The organism is Embleya australiensis, from assembly GCF_051903075.1.
Classification (GTDB): Bacteria; Actinomycetota; Actinomycetes; order Streptomycetales; family Streptomycetaceae; genus Embleya.
In genome coordinates, this window is record NZ_CP182423.1 from 3,711,154 (window position 1) to 3,729,283 (window position 18,130).

The 18,130-nt window shown below is 69.3% G+C and carries 14 protein-coding genes; 11 read left to right on the plus strand and 3 right to left on the minus strand.

Annotated elements, in window-relative coordinates; genetic code table 11:
* Window positions 1-206: 206 nt before the first annotated feature.
* Together ACMXN5_RS46370 and ACMXN5_RS46375 are read left to right on the plus strand one after the other, a co-directional pair.
* Window positions 207-365, plus strand: a complete 159-nt coding sequence (locus ACMXN5_RS46370) for a hypothetical protein (RefSeq protein WP_439680907.1) — start codon at window positions 207-209, stop codon at window positions 363-365.
* An 832-nt stretch (window positions 366-1,197) separates the two neighbouring features.
* A complete protein-coding gene (locus tag ACMXN5_RS46375; protein WP_439680908.1) occupies window positions 1,198-2,529 on the plus strand; it encodes a M14 family metallopeptidase in 1,332 nt (443 codons plus the stop codon).
* A 207-nt stretch (window positions 2,530-2,736) separates the two neighbouring features.
* Here the strand turns inward: ACMXN5_RS46375 and ACMXN5_RS46380 are convergent, their stop codons facing one another.
* Window positions 2,737-3,300: a hypothetical protein gene (locus ACMXN5_RS46380; protein WP_439680909.1), complete on the minus strand. Its 564-nt coding sequence runs from the start codon at window positions 3,298-3,300 to the stop codon at window positions 2,737-2,739.
* A 180-nt stretch (window positions 3,301-3,480) separates the two neighbouring features.
* Complete coding sequence (locus tag ACMXN5_RS46385) at window positions 3,481-4,398, minus strand: helix-turn-helix domain-containing protein (protein ID WP_439680910.1); 918 nt, start codon at window positions 4,396-4,398, stop codon at window positions 3,481-3,483.
* A 368-nt stretch (window positions 4,399-4,766) separates the two neighbouring features.
* On the opposite strand from ACMXN5_RS46385, the gene ACMXN5_RS46390 reads away from it, so the two are divergent.
* The 5 genes from ACMXN5_RS46390 to ACMXN5_RS46410 all read left to right on the plus strand — a co-directional run bounded on the left by ACMXN5_RS46390 (window position 4,767) and on the right by ACMXN5_RS46410 (window position 9,443).
* Window positions 4,767-6,062, plus strand: coding sequence for an aromatic ring-hydroxylating dioxygenase subunit alpha (locus tag ACMXN5_RS46390; protein WP_395797828.1), 1,296 nt, complete (start codon window positions 4,767-4,769; stop codon window positions 6,060-6,062).
* A complete protein-coding gene (locus tag ACMXN5_RS46395) occupies window positions 6,055-6,591 on the plus strand; it encodes an aromatic-ring-hydroxylating dioxygenase subunit beta (protein ID WP_439680911.1) in 537 nt (178 codons plus the stop codon). The genes ACMXN5_RS46390 and ACMXN5_RS46395 overlap by 8 nt, the downstream gene beginning before the upstream one ends.
* A 21-nt stretch (window positions 6,592-6,612) precedes the next feature.
* Entirely contained in the window at window positions 6,613-7,488 is an 876-nt protein-coding gene (locus ACMXN5_RS46400) for a VOC family protein (protein ID WP_439680912.1), read from the plus strand.
* Between the two features lie 53 nt (window positions 7,489-7,541).
* Entirely contained in the window at window positions 7,542-8,408 is an 867-nt protein-coding gene (locus ACMXN5_RS46405; protein WP_439680913.1) for an alpha/beta fold hydrolase, read from the plus strand.
* Between the two features lie 99 nt (window positions 8,409-8,507).
* The gene (locus tag ACMXN5_RS46410; protein WP_439680914.1) at window positions 8,508-9,443 is read left to right on the plus strand and encodes a PDR/VanB family oxidoreductase; all 936 of its coding nucleotides are present in this window, start codon (window positions 8,508-8,510) and stop codon (window positions 9,441-9,443) included.
* 115 nt (window positions 9,444-9,558) lie between these two features.
* On the opposite strand, the gene ACMXN5_RS46415 is transcribed toward ACMXN5_RS46410, so the two are convergent.
* Window positions 9,559-10,788, minus strand: coding sequence for a serine hydrolase domain-containing protein (locus tag ACMXN5_RS46415; protein ID WP_439680915.1), 1,230 nt, complete (start codon window positions 10,786-10,788; stop codon window positions 9,559-9,561).
* A gap of 428 nt (window positions 10,789-11,216) precedes the next feature.
* Here ACMXN5_RS46415 and ACMXN5_RS46420 point away from each other — a divergent pair, with 428 nt between their 5' ends.
* The 4 genes from ACMXN5_RS46420 to ACMXN5_RS46435 are packed head-to-tail and all read left to right on the plus strand — an operon-like array spanning window position 11,217 to window position 18,124.
* Window positions 11,217-11,891, plus strand: a complete 675-nt coding sequence (locus tag ACMXN5_RS46420; protein WP_439680916.1) for a vWA domain-containing protein — start codon at window positions 11,217-11,219, stop codon at window positions 11,889-11,891.
* A gap of 35 nt (window positions 11,892-11,926) precedes the next feature.
* Window positions 11,927-13,351, plus strand: coding sequence for a protein kinase domain-containing protein (locus ACMXN5_RS46425; RefSeq protein WP_439680917.1), 1,425 nt, complete (start codon window positions 11,927-11,929; stop codon window positions 13,349-13,351).
* A 35-nt stretch (window positions 13,352-13,386) separates the two neighbouring features.
* Window positions 13,387-16,719 carry a DEAD/DEAH box helicase gene (locus ACMXN5_RS46430; RefSeq protein WP_439680918.1) on the plus strand — a complete coding sequence of 1,111 codons (3,333 nt, stop codon included), beginning with the start codon at window positions 13,387-13,389 and terminating at the stop codon, window positions 16,717-16,719.
* Window positions 16,703-18,124 (plus strand): hypothetical protein, encoded by a 1,422-nt coding sequence (locus tag ACMXN5_RS46435; protein WP_439680919.1) that lies wholly within the window; start codon window positions 16,703-16,705, stop codon window positions 18,122-18,124. Before ACMXN5_RS46430 ends, ACMXN5_RS46435 begins: the two co-directional genes overlap by 17 nt.
* Window positions 18,125-18,130 lie beyond the last annotated feature (6 nt).

Below are 18,130 nucleotides of genomic sequence, written 5' to 3' on the forward strand. Positions count from 1 at the left end.
GCGCAGCCTTCCGTGCGTGGGTGTCCGGGGTATGGACCGGCGCGGCGCGGAAAACTCATCGGTGCGCGATCCCGGCTCGCGGTGGGGGCGGGGTCCGCGCTCCCGTGGCGTACCCGTGGGTGCGTACACGACGTCGCCTGCCTCAACCAGAGAGGGACTCTCCGGTTTGATGGGCGACGAAGGCGGTCCCGGCGGATCCCGGCAGCGTGGCCGTCGCGGTGGCCCACGGCTACCTCTTGGCGTGCGGCGTGCCGGTCAAGCTCACCCAGGCCGGTGTCACCGCGCTCGCCGACGAGTTGACCCGCGCCTCCTCCACCGCCGCCGGTGTCGCGGCGGTCCTCGAAACCTGGGAAACCACCGACTGAACCCACGAGGGCGGCGGGGCCGGGTCGACGTCCGGAGTACCCGCCGCATCGTGAGGACCACCGCGATCCCCCGATGATCGGTACCGGGCACCCCGAGCGGAGTCCACACTGCGTGCCGGATACGCGTTCGGCGGTGGGAAACGGACACGTGGTTTCGCCGTGTGGCGGGTGTGCCGTGAGGGTGCGCGTGCGGTGTGGGGATGGCGGTGCGTGACGTCGGTCGGTGTCGACCTCGACATCGCCGCAGGGCACGGCACGCGGGGGTGGATTCGGGTGGCCGGTCCGCATCCGTTTTGCCACCGCTGAGTAAGCGGGGCCGTCGGCCCGGGCACCGGTGATCTCGGTCGCGGGTTCGGCTCGATTTATGGCTGTCCATGTGTCGCGTATCGGACACAATGCGACGTGACCGCCTGACGGTCGGTCTCGCAGCACACCCTGTCCGGCTTCCGCTGCCCGCGTCGGGCGGCGAGTCCGGAACTCCACCACAGCAACGACGGCTTCCCGCGTCGATCGGGTCCTCGACTTCCGAAACGCGTTCGTGAGGGGCCGGGGCCGGGCCCGGGAAGCGGTTTCCCGTACAGCGCGCGTTCGTCCCCTCCGACCTTCGGTCGCGCGTTCGTGTTCGGCTTCCGGCCGTGGTGCCGGCAGCCGATGTCACCGGGTCCTCGTCCCCACGTCGATTCGGCTGTGCCCTCGGGCCGTGACGCCCCACCGGTGTTCGGAGACGCATTCTCGGCTGCCGCCCGGTCCCCCATCGAAGCGGCGGTCGTCCGCACGCGAGGAAACCCCCTCCGGCGTCGGGGAATGCCGACGCCGCCCTCAGGAGGCATGCGTGAAGAGAACACGAACACTGACACGGACATCGATCGGCAGGAGAAGGCGTCTGTCGGCACTGGCCGGCGCGCTCGCCGGCGCGGTCGTGCTGTTGAGCGCCACCTCGAACACGGCCGTAGGGCAAGGCAGTTCGAGCGCGGACAAGGTCGAGTCCGGGGCCGAATACCAGGTCGTCGGAGTGCGCACGGCAGAGCAGCGCACCGCCATCGCCGGCACCGGCGCCTCGATCGACGGTGTCGACGACAGTCGACTCGTGATCACCGCGACGCCGTCCGAGGTCCGCCGGATCAGGGCACTCGGATTCCGCGTCGACTCGCCGTCGACGCGCGCGCCGGAGCAGGACGCGCACGCGTTCGACTTCCCGCCGTCCGATTCGAATTACCACAACTACGCCGAGATGGTCACCGAGCTGGACAAGGCCGTCGCGAATCATCCGGACATCATCACCAAACAGGTGATCGGCCGCAGCTATCAGGGGCGCAACCTGTACGTCCTGAAGATCTCCGACAACCCCACCGTGGACGAGAACGAGCCGGAAGTGCTGTTCACCGCCCACCAGCACGCCCGCGAGCACCTGACCGTCGAGATGGCGCTCTACCTGGTCAAGATGCTCGGCGACGGCTACGCGAACGACGCCCGGATCAAGTCGCTCGTGGACAGTCGCGAGATCTGGATCATGCCCGACGTCAACCCCGACGGCGGCGAGTTCGACATCGCCACCGGCGCGTACCGCAGTTGGCGCAAGAACCGTCAGCCCAACGCCGGTTCGAGCAACGTCGGCACCGACCTGAACCGGAACTGGAACTACAAGTTCGGCTGCTGCAACGGTTCCTCGCCCGTCCCGTCAAGTGAGACGTATCGGGGTCCGCGAGCCGAGTCGTCGCCCGAGGTCAAGGCGATGGCCGACTGGGTGCGCGGACGCAGGATCGGCGGCAAGCAGCAGATCACGGCCGCGATCGACTTCCACACCTACAGCGAACTGGTGCTGTGGCCGTTCGGGTGGACGTACACGAACGTCGTACCGGGCATGTCGCTCGACGAGTACAACACGTTCGCCACGATCGGTCAGGCGATGGCCGCGACCAACGGCTACACGCCCGAGCAGTCGTCCGACCTCTACATCACGGACGGCACGATCGACGACTGGCTCTGGGGTGACCAGCGAATATACGCCTACACGTTCGAGATGTACCCCCGTTCCGGCGGGGGCGGTTTCTATCCGCCCGACGAGGTGATCCCGCGCGAGACCACGCGGAACAAGAACGCGGTGCTGCACCTGCTCGACTACGCCGACTGTCCGCCACGCGCCATCGGCAAACCGTGCAGCTAGCGCGGTCGGATACGTCGTCGCCTCGATAACGCGGCACGTCGCCCGGAGTCCGGACCCCACCGAACGCCCCAACGGACCCGGACCCCGGGCGACTTCCCCACCGCCGCCGGATTCGCCCGGTGGTCGTCGAACGCCTGCGCCGTCGGTCACGGAATGCGCGTGCACCGTGCGCGGAACCGGGAAGGCGCCTGTACAGACGCCGAGTCGTTAGACGTTCCGGGTCTGTGCGGTGGGTTGTGGGGCGAAGGTCCACGCGGCGTGTCGTGCACGGAGGAAGGGTAGGTGGCCGGTCCAGGCGGTGTCGGGCAGCGGCGAAGGGCCGTGGATCGCGATGCCGCCGCCGGTGTCGATGTCGAATCCCCAGGCGAAGCCGACGAGCGGGACGACGTGGCGTTCGATGGTCTCGGTGATCGGGGTCCAGGCCAGGAAGGTGTGCGCGAGCCAGGACATCGGCGCGCGGTCGAGCCTGGCGGGGGAGTCGAACAGGGTCGGGGCCAGGCCGAAATAGCAGTAGGGCGAACGGGAATCGGGGAAGAGTACGAACGGGTCCATCCCGAACGCCGCGCCGCCCGCCGCGCCGTCGGTGGAGCGCACGAGCTGGACCCAGCCGAACATGCCGTCGTAGCCCCGCGCGGGGTAGGCGACGCGGGCGGTCAGGCACGGGAAGTCCCTGGCCTCGGCGGTCTGTCCGATCGCGGCGGGATCGTCGACCCGCTCGACGATCGCCTCCACCGAACCGGCTCGCCCCTCGCGCACGAACGACAGGATCATGCGCCCAACCTGCCAGGCCCCGTCGTCCGCCCACAAGGCCGGACGGGTGTGGCCGAGCCGCGGTCGCATCGCTCCAACTGACCGCTCCGTTCGTCTCCGTGTTCGATACGACCTGTTCGATCGTGGTGTCGTAGTAGCGAAAGACGTCGCCATCACCGGGGTTGCGTACGAGTGCGAGGCTCATGTGCGGTCCCGGTACGCGGCCGACGGGACACTGTCGGCCCCTGCGTCGCCGGCCGGCCGCGGGGGTGCCGAGAGGCCGTCGGCCACCACGGCGGCGAGCCTTTGCGCGAGGGGCGAACCGGCTTCCACCACGTGGATGAACAGGCTCAAGCCCGGGTCGTGCGTGACGTCGAGCCGCTCGTAGGGGAGCCTCAGGTCGCCGATGGCCGGAGGGTTCACATGCACGTCGCCCGAGCGATGGTGGCTGATGTTGTGATCGTCCCAGCGGGACCGGAACTCCGTGCTGCGCACGTTGAGGTCGAGGATGAGCTCGGCGAGTTCGCGATCGTCGGGATGACGTGTGGCGTACCACCGGAGCGCTCCCACGGTTTCGTCGGCGACACGCTCCCATCGGCACTCGAAGGCTCGACCGGCCGGGTTGAGGAAGATGAAGCGCGCCCGGTTGCCCTTGTCTTCGGGGTTGGTGAGCAGGGGCGCGTAGATCGCGCGCGCTTCGCGGTTCCCGGCAAGGAAGTCCATGCGGTAGTTGCTGATCCACGCCGGCAGCGGACTGAGCGCGTCGGTGATCACCTGTAGCGCCGGGCGTACGGCATCGCCGTCATGGTCCTGTGCCCTGGCGGCCGTCGGGCTCTTCTCCACGGAGTGCGCGAGGTCGCGGAGGTGCGTGGCCTCGAGATCGTTGAGGTCGAGGGCGCGTGCGATGGCGCCCAGTACGGCCTCGGAGACACGCACTTTCTGACCGCGTTCGAGGCGGGCGTAGTACTCGACGCTGATGCCGGCGAGCGCGGCCACCTCTTCCCGCCGGAGGCCGGGTACTCGCCGCCCGATGCCGGGCGCCCCGCCGAAGCTTGTCGGGTTCACGCGCGCACGGCGGGAGCGGAGGAAACCTCCCAGGTCACTGTCTTCAGGTGCCATGGTCCGAAACTGTACGCCCGAGACGGCCTGACACGTACTGCCGGTACGCGTTACTTGGACCGCGTATCGACCGGCTCTGCCGCGCGACCGGCAATTCCCTCCACACTGAAGCCACCCGGTTCCCGGTGATTCCGATGCGGCAACCAAACCGATCGAATCCATCCCGGATCCTCGGCGCAGGAAATCGGCACCGTATTCGCCGAGCGAGATCTCGAAGTGAGCACACATGACATCGACCGCAGAAATTCTCGGGCACAGCGTGGATTGTTCGTCGCACTTCGTGCGCGGCGGTTCGGACACGTCGACCCGCTCCGGGCGGACCGCGTGAACGACAGTCCGATGCGAGCGTCTCGAAGGGAGACAAACCCATGACCGCGCAGGCAGAACGTCCGACGCCGCCCCTCGACGAGCACACGCGTACCTCGCCCATGCTGGTGCCCCGGAGGAACTACACCGACCCCGGCCTCTACGAAGAGGAGCGGGTCAAGATCTTCCGGCGTACCTGGCAGCTCATCTGCCACACCTCGGAGCTTCCCGAGCCGGGTAGCTACCGGACGGCCAGGATCGCCGGAGAACCGGTCGCGGTGTGGCGCGGCACCGACGGGGTCATTCGCGGTTTCCACAACGCATGCACCCACCGCGGAGTCGAGGTACTCCTCGGCGCCAAGGGCACGTGCCCGGGTTCGGTGAAGTGCATGTATCACGCCTGGGCATTCAGCGACAAAGGCGACCTCATCGGGGTTCCGTTCCCGCGCGCCTACGGCGAGGGCCTCGACAAATCCCAGTACGGCCTGACACCGGTCAAGGTCGCGGAGTTCGCCGGACTCGTATTCGCCGCCATCGACCCGGCCGTCGAGAACTTCGAGGACTACCTGGGCGAGGCGGCGCGATACCTGCGGGAATTCATGGCCGATACCGAGGTCATCGGCCGCGCCCGATGGGACTACCCGGGCAATTGGAAGCTCTGGACCGACAACTTCCGGGACAACTATCACCCGCAGTTCCTGCACCGCATGATCGCCGACGGCCGCGGCGGTATGCAGCCCGGCAAGAATTACGAGCTGGCCAGCGGCCACTCGATGCTGACGTTCCCGGCGTACGGCGGTTTCAACATCGAGAAGTACGCCGCCGGCCTCTCCGCCGAGCTGGGCGAGAACCTCACGCTGACGGTCGAGGACTCCGCCAGTCGCGGCCATACCGCCCAGGAACAGGAAGCCCGACTCGCGGCGTGGGAGCGGGACGTCCGGCACGGCAACACGATCTTCGCGGTCTTCCCGAACTTCGACCTCCAGTACGACGCGGACGGCAGCAGCATCTTCCTGGAGGTGGCGACTCCCCTCGGTCTGGACAGCACGATCGTGGAGCTCATCATCCTGGGCAAGGTCGGTGAGTCGGCGGCGGAGCGCAAGCGTCGCCTGGAGACCGGCGCCGATTCCCAGGGCTCCTGGGGCAAGATCAGCGCCGACGACCTCGAGGCGGCGGTACGCGCGCAGAGCGGACTGCGGGGCACCAGCCTGGCGACCTCCCACATGGGCCGCGGTCTCAAGCCGGGCAAGGTCGGCGACAAGTTCGACGAGTACTCGCTGCGGTGCTTCCACAAGCTCTGGAATTCCTACATCAACGAAGAGCCCATCGTGTTGGAGAAGGGGTTCGTTCATGAGTGAGCAGCAGGTATTCGAGCACGAGGTCGTGCAGCCGCGGACGGCGCCGACCAGTGGCACCCGCACATACGACCCGGCCCTGATCGAGCGGGTGCGTGCCTTCTACGCCGACTGGGCGGCATGCCTGGACGAGGACCGTTACCGCGACTGGCTGGGGCTTTTCCACCCGAACGCCGAGTACTCCGTGACGGATCGGGACAATGCCGACACGGGTCTGTACCTGACGAAGGAGCGTGGGATCGTCGCGCTCCAGGTCCGTGCGGCCTACCTCTCCGGCTACTGGCGCATGCAGCGCAAGCCCCGGGTCCATCTGATCGGCAACCTGCGCGTCTTCGTCGAGAGCGACGGCACTCTCAACGTGAAGGCGAGCGTGGTGTTGGTGCGCACCGGTCTCGACGGGCACTCCCGGGTCCACGCCGCCGGCACGTACGACGACCTCCTGGCCGCGAAGGGCGAGGGCTTCGAGATTCTCCGCCATGCGGTGGTGCTCGACGCCGACGTGCAGCCCTATGACATGACCGACATCGTCTGATCATTGGATAGGGGACCCGTCATGAAACAGGACGGCTATATTCGCGCGCTCGGTTACGTCGGATTCACCAGCGCCCGAGTCGAGGACTGGCGAACCTTCGGCACCGGCATTCTCGGACTCCAGGACGTATCGACGCCCGACGCGGCGGAGACGGAACTGCGCCTGCGCATGGACGAGCGCTCGTGGCGGATCGCCGTCGAGGCGGGCGCCGGGGAGGGGCTCGCGTACCTCGGCTGGGAGACCGCGTCACCCGACGCGCTCGCGGCGCTGGTCGACCATCTCGCGACGCACGGCTTCGACGTGGTCGAGGAGACGCCGCAGTCGGCCCGGCATCGTGGGGTCACGGAGCTTTACAGCAGCCACGATCCGGACGGCAACCGGCTGGAGTTCTACTGGGGTCCGAGCGCCGATCCGGATCCGTTCCACTCACCCGCGGGAGTGGAGTTCGTCGCCGGCGCGCTCGGGGTGGGTCATATCGTGCTCCGCACCGTCGAGTTCGATGCCTGCAACGAGTTCTACCGCAACGTGCTCGGATTCGGGCTCAGCGATTACGTGATCATGCCGCCGCGGCTGATCAACTTCCTGCACGTCAACGAGCGCCACCACAGTCTCGCCCTGATCGAGGGTGACCCCGCGGCGCCCTCGGTCAGCCACCTGATGCTGGAGCCGACGCACGTCGACATGGTCGGCCGCGCGATGGATCGCGTCCACGCCTCGGGTGCCAAGCCGCTGGTCGGACTCGGTCGGCACGTCAACGACCGGATGATCTCCTGCTATCTCCAGACGCCGTCCGGCTTCAGGCTCGAATACGGCGCCGGCGGTCTGCTGATCGACCCCGCGACGCACATCTCCACCCACCACACCGGCGACAAGGTGTGGGGACACCAGAGTTGCTGACCGACTCGGCGGCGGGTCGATCGTCGAATTCTCGCAGTAAGGGAGGCGGACCGATGTCCGTGAACAGCATGTGGAACGACCTGGTCGGTGCCTCGATCGGGTACCGGGGCAAGGAGTTCAAGACCCGTGTCATCGAAGCCGGCGAGGGGGAGCCGCTCATCCTCATGCACGGGAACGGCGGCCACGCGGAGGCGTACAGCCGCAACATCATGCGGCTGAGCAGGCATTTCCACGTCATCGCCATCGACCTGCTGTGGCACGGCTTCTCCTCGGGCCGACCCTTCACCACCGAGATGGTGCCGACCTACGCCGAGCAGGTCGTCGACCTGATGGACTCGATCGGCGCCGACACCGCCCACCTCGAAGGCGAGTCCCTGGGCGGCTGGGTGAGCATGTGGATGGCACTGCACCACCCCGACCGCGTCGGAAGGATCATCCTCAATACGACCGCCGGCGCCGAGGTCGAGGAAGGGCCCGTCACGCCGGAGCGGCTCGCGGCCGGCCACGCGCTCAGGGAGCGCTCGCTCGCCGCGATCGGCGACCCGACCCGCGAGACGGTCCGCAAACGGCTCGAGTGGCTGATGGCCGAGCCGGACCGCGTCACCGAGGAACTCGTCACGCTGCGGCAGTTCTTCTACCAGCGCCCCGAGACCCGCGAGGGCCTTGTCAACGTCATGCGGAACAGCTTCCGGTCCGACTCTCCGCATCGCGTCACCCCGCAGATGCTCGGCCGGATCCGACAGCCGACCCTGGTGCTCTGGAGCGACCACAACCCCGGTACCGGCCCGGAGTTCGGCCGCAAGCTCGCCTCGCTCATCCCCGATGCGCAGTACTCCTGCATCGCGGACGCGGGCCACTGGCCGCAGTGGGAGAAGCCCGAGGAGCACGACTCGGTCGTCACCGAGTTCCTCCGCGCCTGACCACGGCATCCGACCACCGCATCCGACCACCGACCGGCTCCCCTCGGCGGTTGCCTTTCCGGCGAGTTCGCGCGCGGGCAGGGAAGCGAAGGAAGAATCATGCAGTTGTTGGTGAGACAGATCCGATGGGAGGCTGCGGGGGTCGTCTCCCTCATCCTGGTGGATCCGATCGGGCAGGACCTGCCCGGATGGCAACCCGGGGCCCACATCGACCTGACGGTCGGCGACGGCTCGGTCCGGCAGTACTCCCTGTGCGGTGACCCGGAGGATCGGAAGTCCTATCGCATCGGCGTCCTGCGGGAGGCCGACGGCCGAGGCGGTTCCCGGTTCATCCACGACCGGTTGCGCGTCGGCGCAATGATCGAGGTGGCGGGTCCTCGCAACCACTTCCCGTTCGACCCGCCTTCCCACACCCGCATCCGCTTCGTGGCCGGCGGCATCGGCATCACCCCGCTGATACCGATGATTCGGGACGCGGAGTCCCGGGGACTGGACTGGAAACTCACCTACGGCGGCCGCAGTCGGGCCTCGATGGCGTTCCTCGACGAGCTGGACTCCGTGCGGGTCCATGTGCATCCCGCCGACGAGGCCGGGCCGATCGACCTCGACACGGCACTCGGTGACCCCTGCCGGGACACCGCGGTCTACACCTGTGGCCCGAGCCGGCTCCTCGACGCCATCGAAGGGCGGGCCTCCTCCTGGCCGCGGGGCGCACTCCACCTGGAGCGCTTCTCGGCTCCGCCCGCCGCCGTGCCCGCAGCCGGCGACGGACCGTTCGAAGTCGTGGCCAAGCGCAGCGGCATCACGGTGACCGTGCCCGCCGACGGGACCATCCTCAAGACACTCGAAGACGCCGGCGTGAGCACGCAGAGCTCCTGCTCCGAAGGGATATGCGGGGCTTGCGAGACGCTCGTGGTGGAGGGCAGGCCCGATCACCGCGATCACGTTCTCACGGAAGAGGAGAAGGAAGGTGGCGAGTACATCATGATTTGCGTCTCGCGCGCCCGCACCGAACGCATCGTCCTCGACATCTGAGTTCGCGTGCGGCACCGGCGCTGTTGATCAGGCCCGTGTCCGTGGCGGACGGATCGCGGCGGGGCCCTCGTCACGGGCGTGACGAGGGCCCCGCGCTGCCATGCGCGGGCTCCGGTCAGCCGGACCTGCCGCAGAACGTGTGCTTCATGATGTTGTCGACGGCCCTGCCGTGGGCCGGCGTCACGTTCAGCCCGTACGGGTTGAACGCGACCACGACCGTGGTACGCCCGTCCGGGCTCGCGTACATGCCGGTGCGGGTGCCGATCGCCGTACCGCCGAGGCCCCACGGATCGGGGGCGCAGGTCAGCGGCCAGTTGCCCAGGCCGAGTCCGTATCCGTCCTCGCCGCCGCGGACGGTCTTCTTCATCTCGGCGAGTTCGGCCGGGCGCAGCAGCTTGCCGGAGAGCAGGGCCGCGTCGAAGCGGGCCAGGTCCCGGGTCGTCGAGATCATCTGCCCCGAGGCGCCCGCCCCGGACATGTTCAGCCGGGTGACGTCGAAGACCCGGCCCCCGTTGCGCAGGTATGCCTTCGCGTAGGGGCGCTCGAGTTCCGGCGAGTCACCGGGGAATCCGGTGTCGTGCATGCCCAAAGGACGCAGGATGCGGCGTTCGACCTCTTCGGCGTAGGTCCTTCCGGTGACCCGTTCGATGATCATCCCGGCGAGGAGGTAATTGGTGTTGGAGTAGTGGAAGTCGTCCTTTCCCGGTGTGGTGGTCATCGGCCTGCGCAGGGACACGATCGAGAGTTCGCGCGCGGTTCGGGTCTGCCATCGACCCGTGCGCAGCCACGTTCGCACGGCGGCTTCGTTCGTGAAGTCCGGGAACAGGGCCGGGTCGTCGGCGTAGTCGGGAATGCCGGAGGTGTGGTTGAGGAGATGGCGCAGGCGCACGGGTTCGCCCGCCGGCCCATGCGGAATGCGCAGACCCGGCAGGTACGCGTCGATCGGGTCGTCGAGACGGAGCCTGCCCTCGCCGACCAGTTGCAGGACGACGGCGGCGACCGGCGACTTGGTGGTGCTGCCGACCCGGAAGCGGCCGTCGGGGCGTACGGGCGCCTTCGTGTCGCGGTCGCGGACGCCGGCGGAGCCGCGCCAGACGACGTTCCCGTCCCGGCGGACCTCGATGGTGGCGGCGGTGGAGATGTCGCCGGCGACCAGGGCCCGGAGGTCGGCGGCCAGGCCCACGGTGTCGACGCCCGGCGGTGGTGGTGGCGCCGGGGCCACGGCGTCCGCCGCGGCGGCGGTCGCGGTGGCGAGGGTGAGCGACACGGCGGCGGACAGGCCGACCGCGACTCGAACGAGCCGTGCGCCGAGGGCGCGCGGGCGGGCACGCGAAGAGGCGGGCACGCTGGTGCCTCCCGAGATCAGAGGGTGGGTTGACGGACCCAAACCTTCCGTTCGACCGTAGGCCGCGTCATCGTCCTCGCGAGGGAGGGAGACTCCCCGAGACGATGCGCCCGAACGCCGCGATCACCTCCGGGACTTCCCCCAGGGGAACACCCGGAGACCGAACACGGCCACTGCGCCCGGTGGTTCGCTCCGGCCCGGCGCGGTCCCACCGGCCGCAGGCCGGGCCCGGGGCGACGCAACCCGCCCGACGACCGCGCCCGGCCGGCCGGCCGGAGCGAAGTCGGCAGAGCAGCCCTCGGACCGAAGGGATTCGTAGTAGCGTTCCCAGCGAGGGCCACGCTCGGTCGCCGAGTACTCACCACGGCGGCCGTCGGCGGGGCCCGTCGGCTTGAACGGTAGCCTCGGTCGGGCGTGTTGGGGGACACATGGCGACGACGTCGCGTTTCACGGCAGCGAAGGCCCGCCCGTTACCCGTGCTCGTCCTGGCGGACGTCAGCGGCAGCATGAAGGAACCCGCGGACAAGATCGACGTACTCAACGATTGTGTTCGGCGCATGCTCGACGACTTCGGGAAAGCCGACATCGGGCGCGGTGCCATCCACGTCGGAGTGATCGCCTTCAGCGGGGCCGGCGCGTACCTGCACCAGGAACTTGTGCCGGCGACCCAGGCGGCCTGGACGGACATGGATGCCCAGGGTGGTACGCCGCTCGGGGCCGCCCTGTCGCTCGCCCACGACCTGCTCGAAGACGAATCGGTCGTCCCGGCCCGAGCCTTCGCGCCCACCCTGGTCCTGGTCTCCGACGGGAAGCCCACCGACGAGTGGGAGGAGGCACTCGATCGACTGCTCACCTCCCGCAAGGGATCCCGTGCCCATCGGCTCGCGGTCGCCATCGGTCCCGACATGACCGAGGAGGCGAAGGCCGTGCTGCGCCGGTTCGTCGACGACGAGGCCGGCGGCGTGTTCGAGGCACACGACGTGACGCGCCTTCAGCAGTACTTCCGCTGGGTCACCATCACCGTCACCCAACAGGCCCAGAGCACCCGCCCGGACCGGACACCGGTGCTGAGCCCCGACGACCTGTCCGACTTCGGCGCCTGAGCCCGAAAGCCGGCGCTGCGGGAGGGAGACGATCGGTGTCGACGCGCTGGGATCTCGTCGGCGTGCTGCGTCCCGTGGAGGACGAGTACCACCAACTGTGGTCGCTTTCCCACGTCATCGGGTCCGGTGGTCAGGGAGAGGTGTGGCTGGCTCGTGGCGAACGCACCGTCATCAAGATGCTCACGGCCTCGACCCAGGCCGAAGCCGCAGCCGTGCATGCCCGGTTGCGGCGGATCCAGCGCCTCCCGCTGGACGACATCCCGCTGGCCGGCGTGCTCGCGCTGCTCGCGCCACCCAAGCTCGGGTACGTCATGGAACTCGTCGACGAGATGGTCCCGCTCGACGCCCTGTGCATCCCGGACGGGGACGACGTGGCGGTCTGGTACCTGCGCACCGGCGGTTTGGACCGACGACTGCGCCTGTTGGCCCGACTCGCGGATGCCCTCAGCCGACTCCACGCTCGCGCCATCGTCTACCAGGATCTGTCCCCGTCGAACGTCCTGGTCTCCGCGGATCCCCGGCAGGAGGAGATCCGGCTGATCGACGTGGACAACCTCGGCCTGGTCTCCACCGTCGAATCCGCCCCGCTCCATACCCCGGGCTACGGCGCCCCCGAGATCGTTTCCGGCCGAAGCGGGGCGACGACGCTCGCGGACGCCCACGCTCTCGGCGTTTTGATCTTCGAGGTCCTGACGGCCGGTCATCCGTTCCGCGGCGACCACGTGTCGGACGCCGACCCCGAATATCAACGGGAGTACGCCGACCGGTTCCGACTGCCGTGGATCGACCACCCCACGGACCGGACCAACGAGTGCAGCACCGGCATCGCCCCGCGCGAGGAACTGCTCTCCACCCGGCTGTGGGAATTGTCGTCCCGGTGTTTCGTGGAGGGGGTGGCGGACCCGACGGCTCGGCCGACCGCGGACAGATGGGCCACGGCACTGCACTCGGCCGCGGCGCAGACCGTGCGATGCCCCGGGTGCGACTGGACCCACAGGGCCGTCGCACCTTCCTGTATCAATTGCCGACGGCCTCGGGACGCCGTTTGGATGCTGCGGCACGGGCTGTTCGGCCCGGTCGGCCTGGAGCCGACCAACCCGGCGGCGGGCGACGACACCCCCGGAACCGGGTTGTCCGAGGTATCCCTGCCCGACTTCACCGTGCTGCGCCCCGGCGCGGATACCGTGCTCACCGCCCGACACACCTCCCCGGCGCCGGAACAACCGGACGCGGCGATCGCGCGGATACGATTCGACGGCCGCACCGCCACGCTGGTCAACCTGCGAGACAACAGCCTCTGGCTCGATCACCACGACGGTCGACGATGGCGCGAGATCGGTCTCGGGAGCCAGGTCACGGCACCCGTCGGTGATCGCGGCCGGAGCTGGACCCTGCACTTCGGTCCGAAGGACGCCATCCACCGGTGGGTACGCCTGATGGTCCTCGAGGCGCCGAGATGAGCGCCGGGTCCGGGCGGCCGAGGATGCCGGACCGCATGCCGGGACCGGCGATCCTGGTATCGCTGCTGTGGCAGCGCGTTCCGCAGGCCCTCGTGGGTCGAAAACTCTCCGACGGTACCGAGATTCGCCTGCACCACCGGCCCACCGGTCACCTCGACCTGACCACCGACACCGGCACCTACGGGGTCCGGGCGGCCGGTGCCGAGGATCGACGCAAGCTCGACGAGATCCGGGCCGTCGGCCCCAGTTGTGTGGTGGTGATCGCCCATCCGGTCACGCCGCGCCCACCCGGGGCCGGGCCGCAAGGCGCCGCCGAGCCGTTCACCGTTCGAGTCCACACCTACGCGCCCGCCGTCGGCCTCGCGGCGCTGCTCGGCGCGGGACTGCGCCTGGACGTGGACGACACCGTGGTGGAGGATGTCGCGAAATACGCGGACCGAGGGGACACCGTCGATGTCGCCTCCGTCATGGCGTTCCTCACTCGGGAACTGCTCCTGTCGCCGCGCGCGGGAGCCGCCGCGGACGCCTGGCGGATGGTGGTGTCGGCAGGACCCGGCGGAAACCTCGCCAAGGGGTTCAGAGTGCATGGGCCGGGGCTGATGGCCGACGTCGAGAAGCACGACGCGGGGCACCGGATCGTGCGTCTGCTGGGCGCGGTGCACGATCGGGGCGCGGATCACAAGGCGCTGGCGGTCGGGGCCGTCGGGTTTCGGGACATGACGGCCAGGCAGCGCGACCGCGAACTGATCCAGCGTGGATTGGACCTGGTAGCCGGGCAGAACAGCTACCTGGCCATGTGGGACCGGTACCAGGAACTGGAGGCTCGGCACATCCGCCGGCGGATCGGCGCTTTCGGGGCGATCCGCTACGACGGGATCAAGGTCGAGTCGGACGGCCGCATCGCGTTCACCGTGCAGCTGAGCAGGGCACTGCCGCGAACCCGGGCGGCCCTCGAGAACGCGGCGACGGTCGAACGGGTCGAACTCGAGGCGGCGGCGGAGGTTCCGCTTTCGGCGACCGACACCGCCATGACCGATCGGGAGTGGCTGGTCGAGTCTCGGACTCTTCGCGGCCGGGCCTGGGTCGGCGAGCCGCTCGGGTACGACGGCGCGACCGGGACCCTCCGGCTCGCGGGAACGCTCAACGACCAGCAGGATCCGCCCGCCAAGGGGTGGCTCTACGTCGCACACCGCGGCGATCAGCGCAGGTTGGACCGGCGCGAGAAGGCGATGCAGAAGCTGCGCACGGACGGCGCGCACATCCCCGCCCTGCCCACGCTGCTGGAAGGCGGCGCCTGGCCGCAGCCGCCCGCCCCACGGATCACCCGACTTTCCGACGCCGCGTCGGACTGCTTCGCGCCACACGGCCCGACACCCGCCCAACGCGAGGCCGTGTTGATCGCGCTCAACACGCCCGACCTGGCGATCATTCTGGGGCCGCCCGGAACCGGCAAGACGCAGGTGATCGCCGCCGTCGTCAATCAACTCGGCGATCTGGCCCAGGGCGGGGACGTCGCGGGAAGTGTCCTGCTGACCAGCTTCCAGCACGCCGCGGTGGACCATCTCGTCACCCGGGGCCGGGTGTTCGGTCTTCCACCGTTGAAGGTGGACTCGCGCGGCCGAGGGAGCACGGTCGCGATGGACACCTGGCGGATCGAGGCGGCCCGCTCCGTCGAGGCGCGGCTGCGGGAACGGCCGGCGGGCCGGCACCTGGCCGCCTGTCGGCTCGCCGCCGACCTGGCGGCCGCGTACCGTGTCGCACCGGCACCTCCCGAGTATCTGCCCCGCTTCCTCGACCAGGTCATCGCCGAACTCGGCGAGGACGCGGACCCGTCGCTGATCCGAGAGATGCGGGCGAGGCGGGAGACGGCACAAAATCACCTCGACCGGGCCGGCGTGGTCGCGGACCCGGAGACCAGGGCGGATCTGCTGCCGTATGTACGGGCGCTCCGCTGCACGTCGACGGGATTCGCGGACGACGGGCCGCGTACGGCACGCGCGTTGCTGCTTCGACTCGACATCGCCGACAGCGCCCTGTTGAAAGGGGTCTCCTACGCCGAGCCCCTGCGGGCCGCCGTGCGGGCAACCGGTCCGACCGCCGAAGTACTGGCTCCGTTGGGCGAGTTGCGCGACACGCTGCTCGACCGCATCACCGCGAAGGTGCGACTGCCGGAGGTCGCCGTCGCCGATCCCGCCGTGGCCGATCTCCTCGACCGCCTCGCCGCGCAGCTCGCCGAGGCGGTGACGCGGTCGCCGGACGCCGTCGCGGCGGCGCTGCTCGACTACCGCGACGACCTCCGCAGCGACCCGGAGGGAGTGGACGCCACCCTGCGCGCCTATACCGTTTCGTTGGCCTCCACGTGCCAGCAGGCGGTGTCCAAGGCAATGGCCGACGTCGGCCGCCCGGACGGGTCGTTCGACGCGGTCATCGTCGACGAGGCCGCTCGGGCGAATCCGCTGGACCTGCTGATCCCCCTCGCCCAGGCGCGCCGGCGCATCATCCTGGTGGGCGACCACCATCAGCTTCCGCACATGCTCGAACCGGACGTGGAGCAGGAACTCGGCTCGCTCGGCGACGATGTACGAGAGCGCCTCCAGGAAAGCCTCTTTCAACGCCTGGCCCGACAGTGGGAGCGCCACTCACCGGACGGGCACACGCGCTTCGCGCGTCTGGACACCCAGTTCCGGATGCATCCCGTCCTCGGCGCGTTCGTCGGCGACATGTTCTACGACGGAAAGTTGCGCAGCGGGCGGGACGCGTCCGACTTCGCGCACGGTATCGCCCGGTACGGGGAGGTACCCGCGGTGTGGCTCCCGGTACCGTCGGCCGCGGGCGCGGAGATCCGGCAGGGCACGAGTGTGGCGCGCAGGGCCGAGGCGAAGACGATCGCCTCGGAGATCGCCGCGTTGATCAGGAAGCACCCGGAATTGACGTTCGGGGTGATCGCCTTCTACGCCGCCCAGGTTGCCGAGATCTGGACACAGTTGAAGGGGGCGGAACTTGCCGAGTACACCGACAACGACGGCTGGCGGCCGATTCCGGATCTGTGCCGTGGTCACGACGGGGCACCTCTGGATCGGCTGCGGGTGGGCACCGTCGACGCCTTCCAGGGAGCGGAGTTCTCCGTCACCTACCTGTCTATCGTGCGCAGCGCGTCGCCCGCGGCCCGCGGCGACGTCAGGCGTGCCTACGGACACCTGGCCGTCTCGAATCGGTTGTGTGTGGCGATGAGTCGCCAACAGCGATTGCTGGTCGCGGTCGGCGACGACGACATGTTCGGGCCCGACGCGCCCCCGGAGTTGAAGCCGCTCAAGAGCTTCCTGGCCCTGTGTCGTGCGGGGGTGAACGGCCGTGTCGTTCGACCGTAGGACGCCGCTGTTCCAATTGGCCCACCCGCCTCGGACGCGCCACAAATCGGTGCTGTTGCCGGTCTGGGTCCACCAGGTGACGGCGCCGACGGGCTACTCCCGGACGCTGGACGTCTTTCAGACGGTGGTGCTGCGCCTGTGCGCGGCGGGGACGCGCGACCTCGGCGAATTGTCCCGCCGGATCGGCCTGGACGCGAAGCTGTGCCGGGCGGTCGTCGCCCGACTGGTGGAGGGTGATCTGGTACGAGCGGATCTGAGCCCCACCGAGACGGGGCGGGCGACCGTCGCGACGGGCGAGGTCGCGGAGAGCGATCCACGGCTGTTGCGGGTGTTCCAGGACGCCAAAACGGGAGCCCTGCTGCCGCGGATCCTCATCGCCGACCCGGTACGCGCGGACGTGCGTGAGCGCCGCGGCCGATGGGTCACGATCCAGTTCGGCACCGCGGGCGCCTCCCGAGAGGGCAGCGCGCTCGCGCTGCGCGGCGGCGGCCCACCGACATCCCCGACGGAGCGCGATGTGCTGGAGGCATGTCGCGGGCACGACATGGCGGCTCGGAGCATTCGTGGCGATCCCCGCGACGCGCGCCGTACCGCTCTGGCGGCCCGGCGCGTCGTGTTCCACGGCCCGCCCCATCCCGCCTACCTGGTGTGTTACTGCGTCGAGAACGACGACGGTTCCGGGCGCATGTGGAGCGCGGACGATCCGTTCGCGGTGGGCGACGGGCGGGTCTTCGCCGACCTGTTGGCGGGTCGACTTGAACAGGACGAGCAACTGGCCGGTGTGGTGGAAGCCCTGACGGGCCGACGGCGTCGCGATCGGGCGGAGACGGCCCGCCGCATCGACCGGGAGTTGGCCGCGGACGCGCGTGCGGACGTGGTGCGCGTTCTGGGCGAAGGCATACGTGAGCATGCCGATGTCTTCGATCATCTCGCGAACATCGAGGTGGCGATCGTCATGGACACGGCCAGAGAGCGAGGGAACGCGGCCCTCAGCGCGATCCGGGTCTTCGAGTGCCTGCTGCCCGGACTCAACGAGAAGTTCCCTCCGGCACTTCCCCCTTCGGGGGTTCCGGGGGTACGAGAGCGGGAGTTCGTGCTGATCGCGCATCGGCTGGGGGCCGTTTCCGTACCCCCGGAGATGCGCAGGAACTGCGGCTCGCCGAAGTCGAACCTGGCAGGGGAGATCATCAGGGCCGTCTGGGCGGCCGGCGGCAACGCAGGACACCCCATGGCCGCGTTCATCCGGCACCGACCCACCTTGCTGGAGGACCTCGATCGGTCGCGGATCCTGCGCAACAGGGCGGCGCACGCGTCCATGGATGCGCCGGCTCCCGAGGAGTTGGAAGTCATCCGCACTCTCGTATACGCGGCCGCGCGCCATCTACTGGGTCTGACGGATCGGTGACAGCAA

Excerpts from the sequence above, each read along its gene's own strand:
- ACMXN5_RS46380 (WP_439680909.1), bottom strand. The coding sequence starts at position 3,300 with ATGATCCTGTCGTTCGTGCGCGAGGGGCGAGCCGGTTCGGTGGAGGCG.
- ACMXN5_RS46385 (WP_439680910.1), bottom strand. The coding sequence starts at position 4,398 with ATGGCACCTGAAGACAGTGACCTGGGAGGTTTCCTCCGCTCCCGCCGT.
- ACMXN5_RS46390 (WP_395797828.1), top strand. The coding sequence starts at position 4,767 with ATGACCGCGCAGGCAGAACGTCCGACGCCGCCCCTCGACGAGCACACG.
- ACMXN5_RS46395 (WP_439680911.1), top strand. The coding sequence starts at position 6,055 with ATGAGTGAGCAGCAGGTATTCGAGCACGAGGTCGTGCAGCCGCGGACG.
- ACMXN5_RS46400 (WP_439680912.1), top strand. The coding sequence starts at position 6,613 with ATGAAACAGGACGGCTATATTCGCGCGCTCGGTTACGTCGGATTCACC.
- ACMXN5_RS46405 (WP_439680913.1), top strand. The coding sequence starts at position 7,542 with ATGTCCGTGAACAGCATGTGGAACGACCTGGTCGGTGCCTCGATCGGG.
- ACMXN5_RS46410 (WP_439680914.1), top strand. The coding sequence starts at position 8,508 with ATGCAGTTGTTGGTGAGACAGATCCGATGGGAGGCTGCGGGGGTCGTC.
- ACMXN5_RS46420 (WP_439680916.1), top strand. The coding sequence starts at position 11,217 with ATGGCGACGACGTCGCGTTTCACGGCAGCGAAGGCCCGCCCGTTACCC.
- ACMXN5_RS46430 (WP_439680918.1), top strand. The coding sequence starts at position 13,387 with ATGCCGGGACCGGCGATCCTGGTATCGCTGCTGTGGCAGCGCGTTCCG.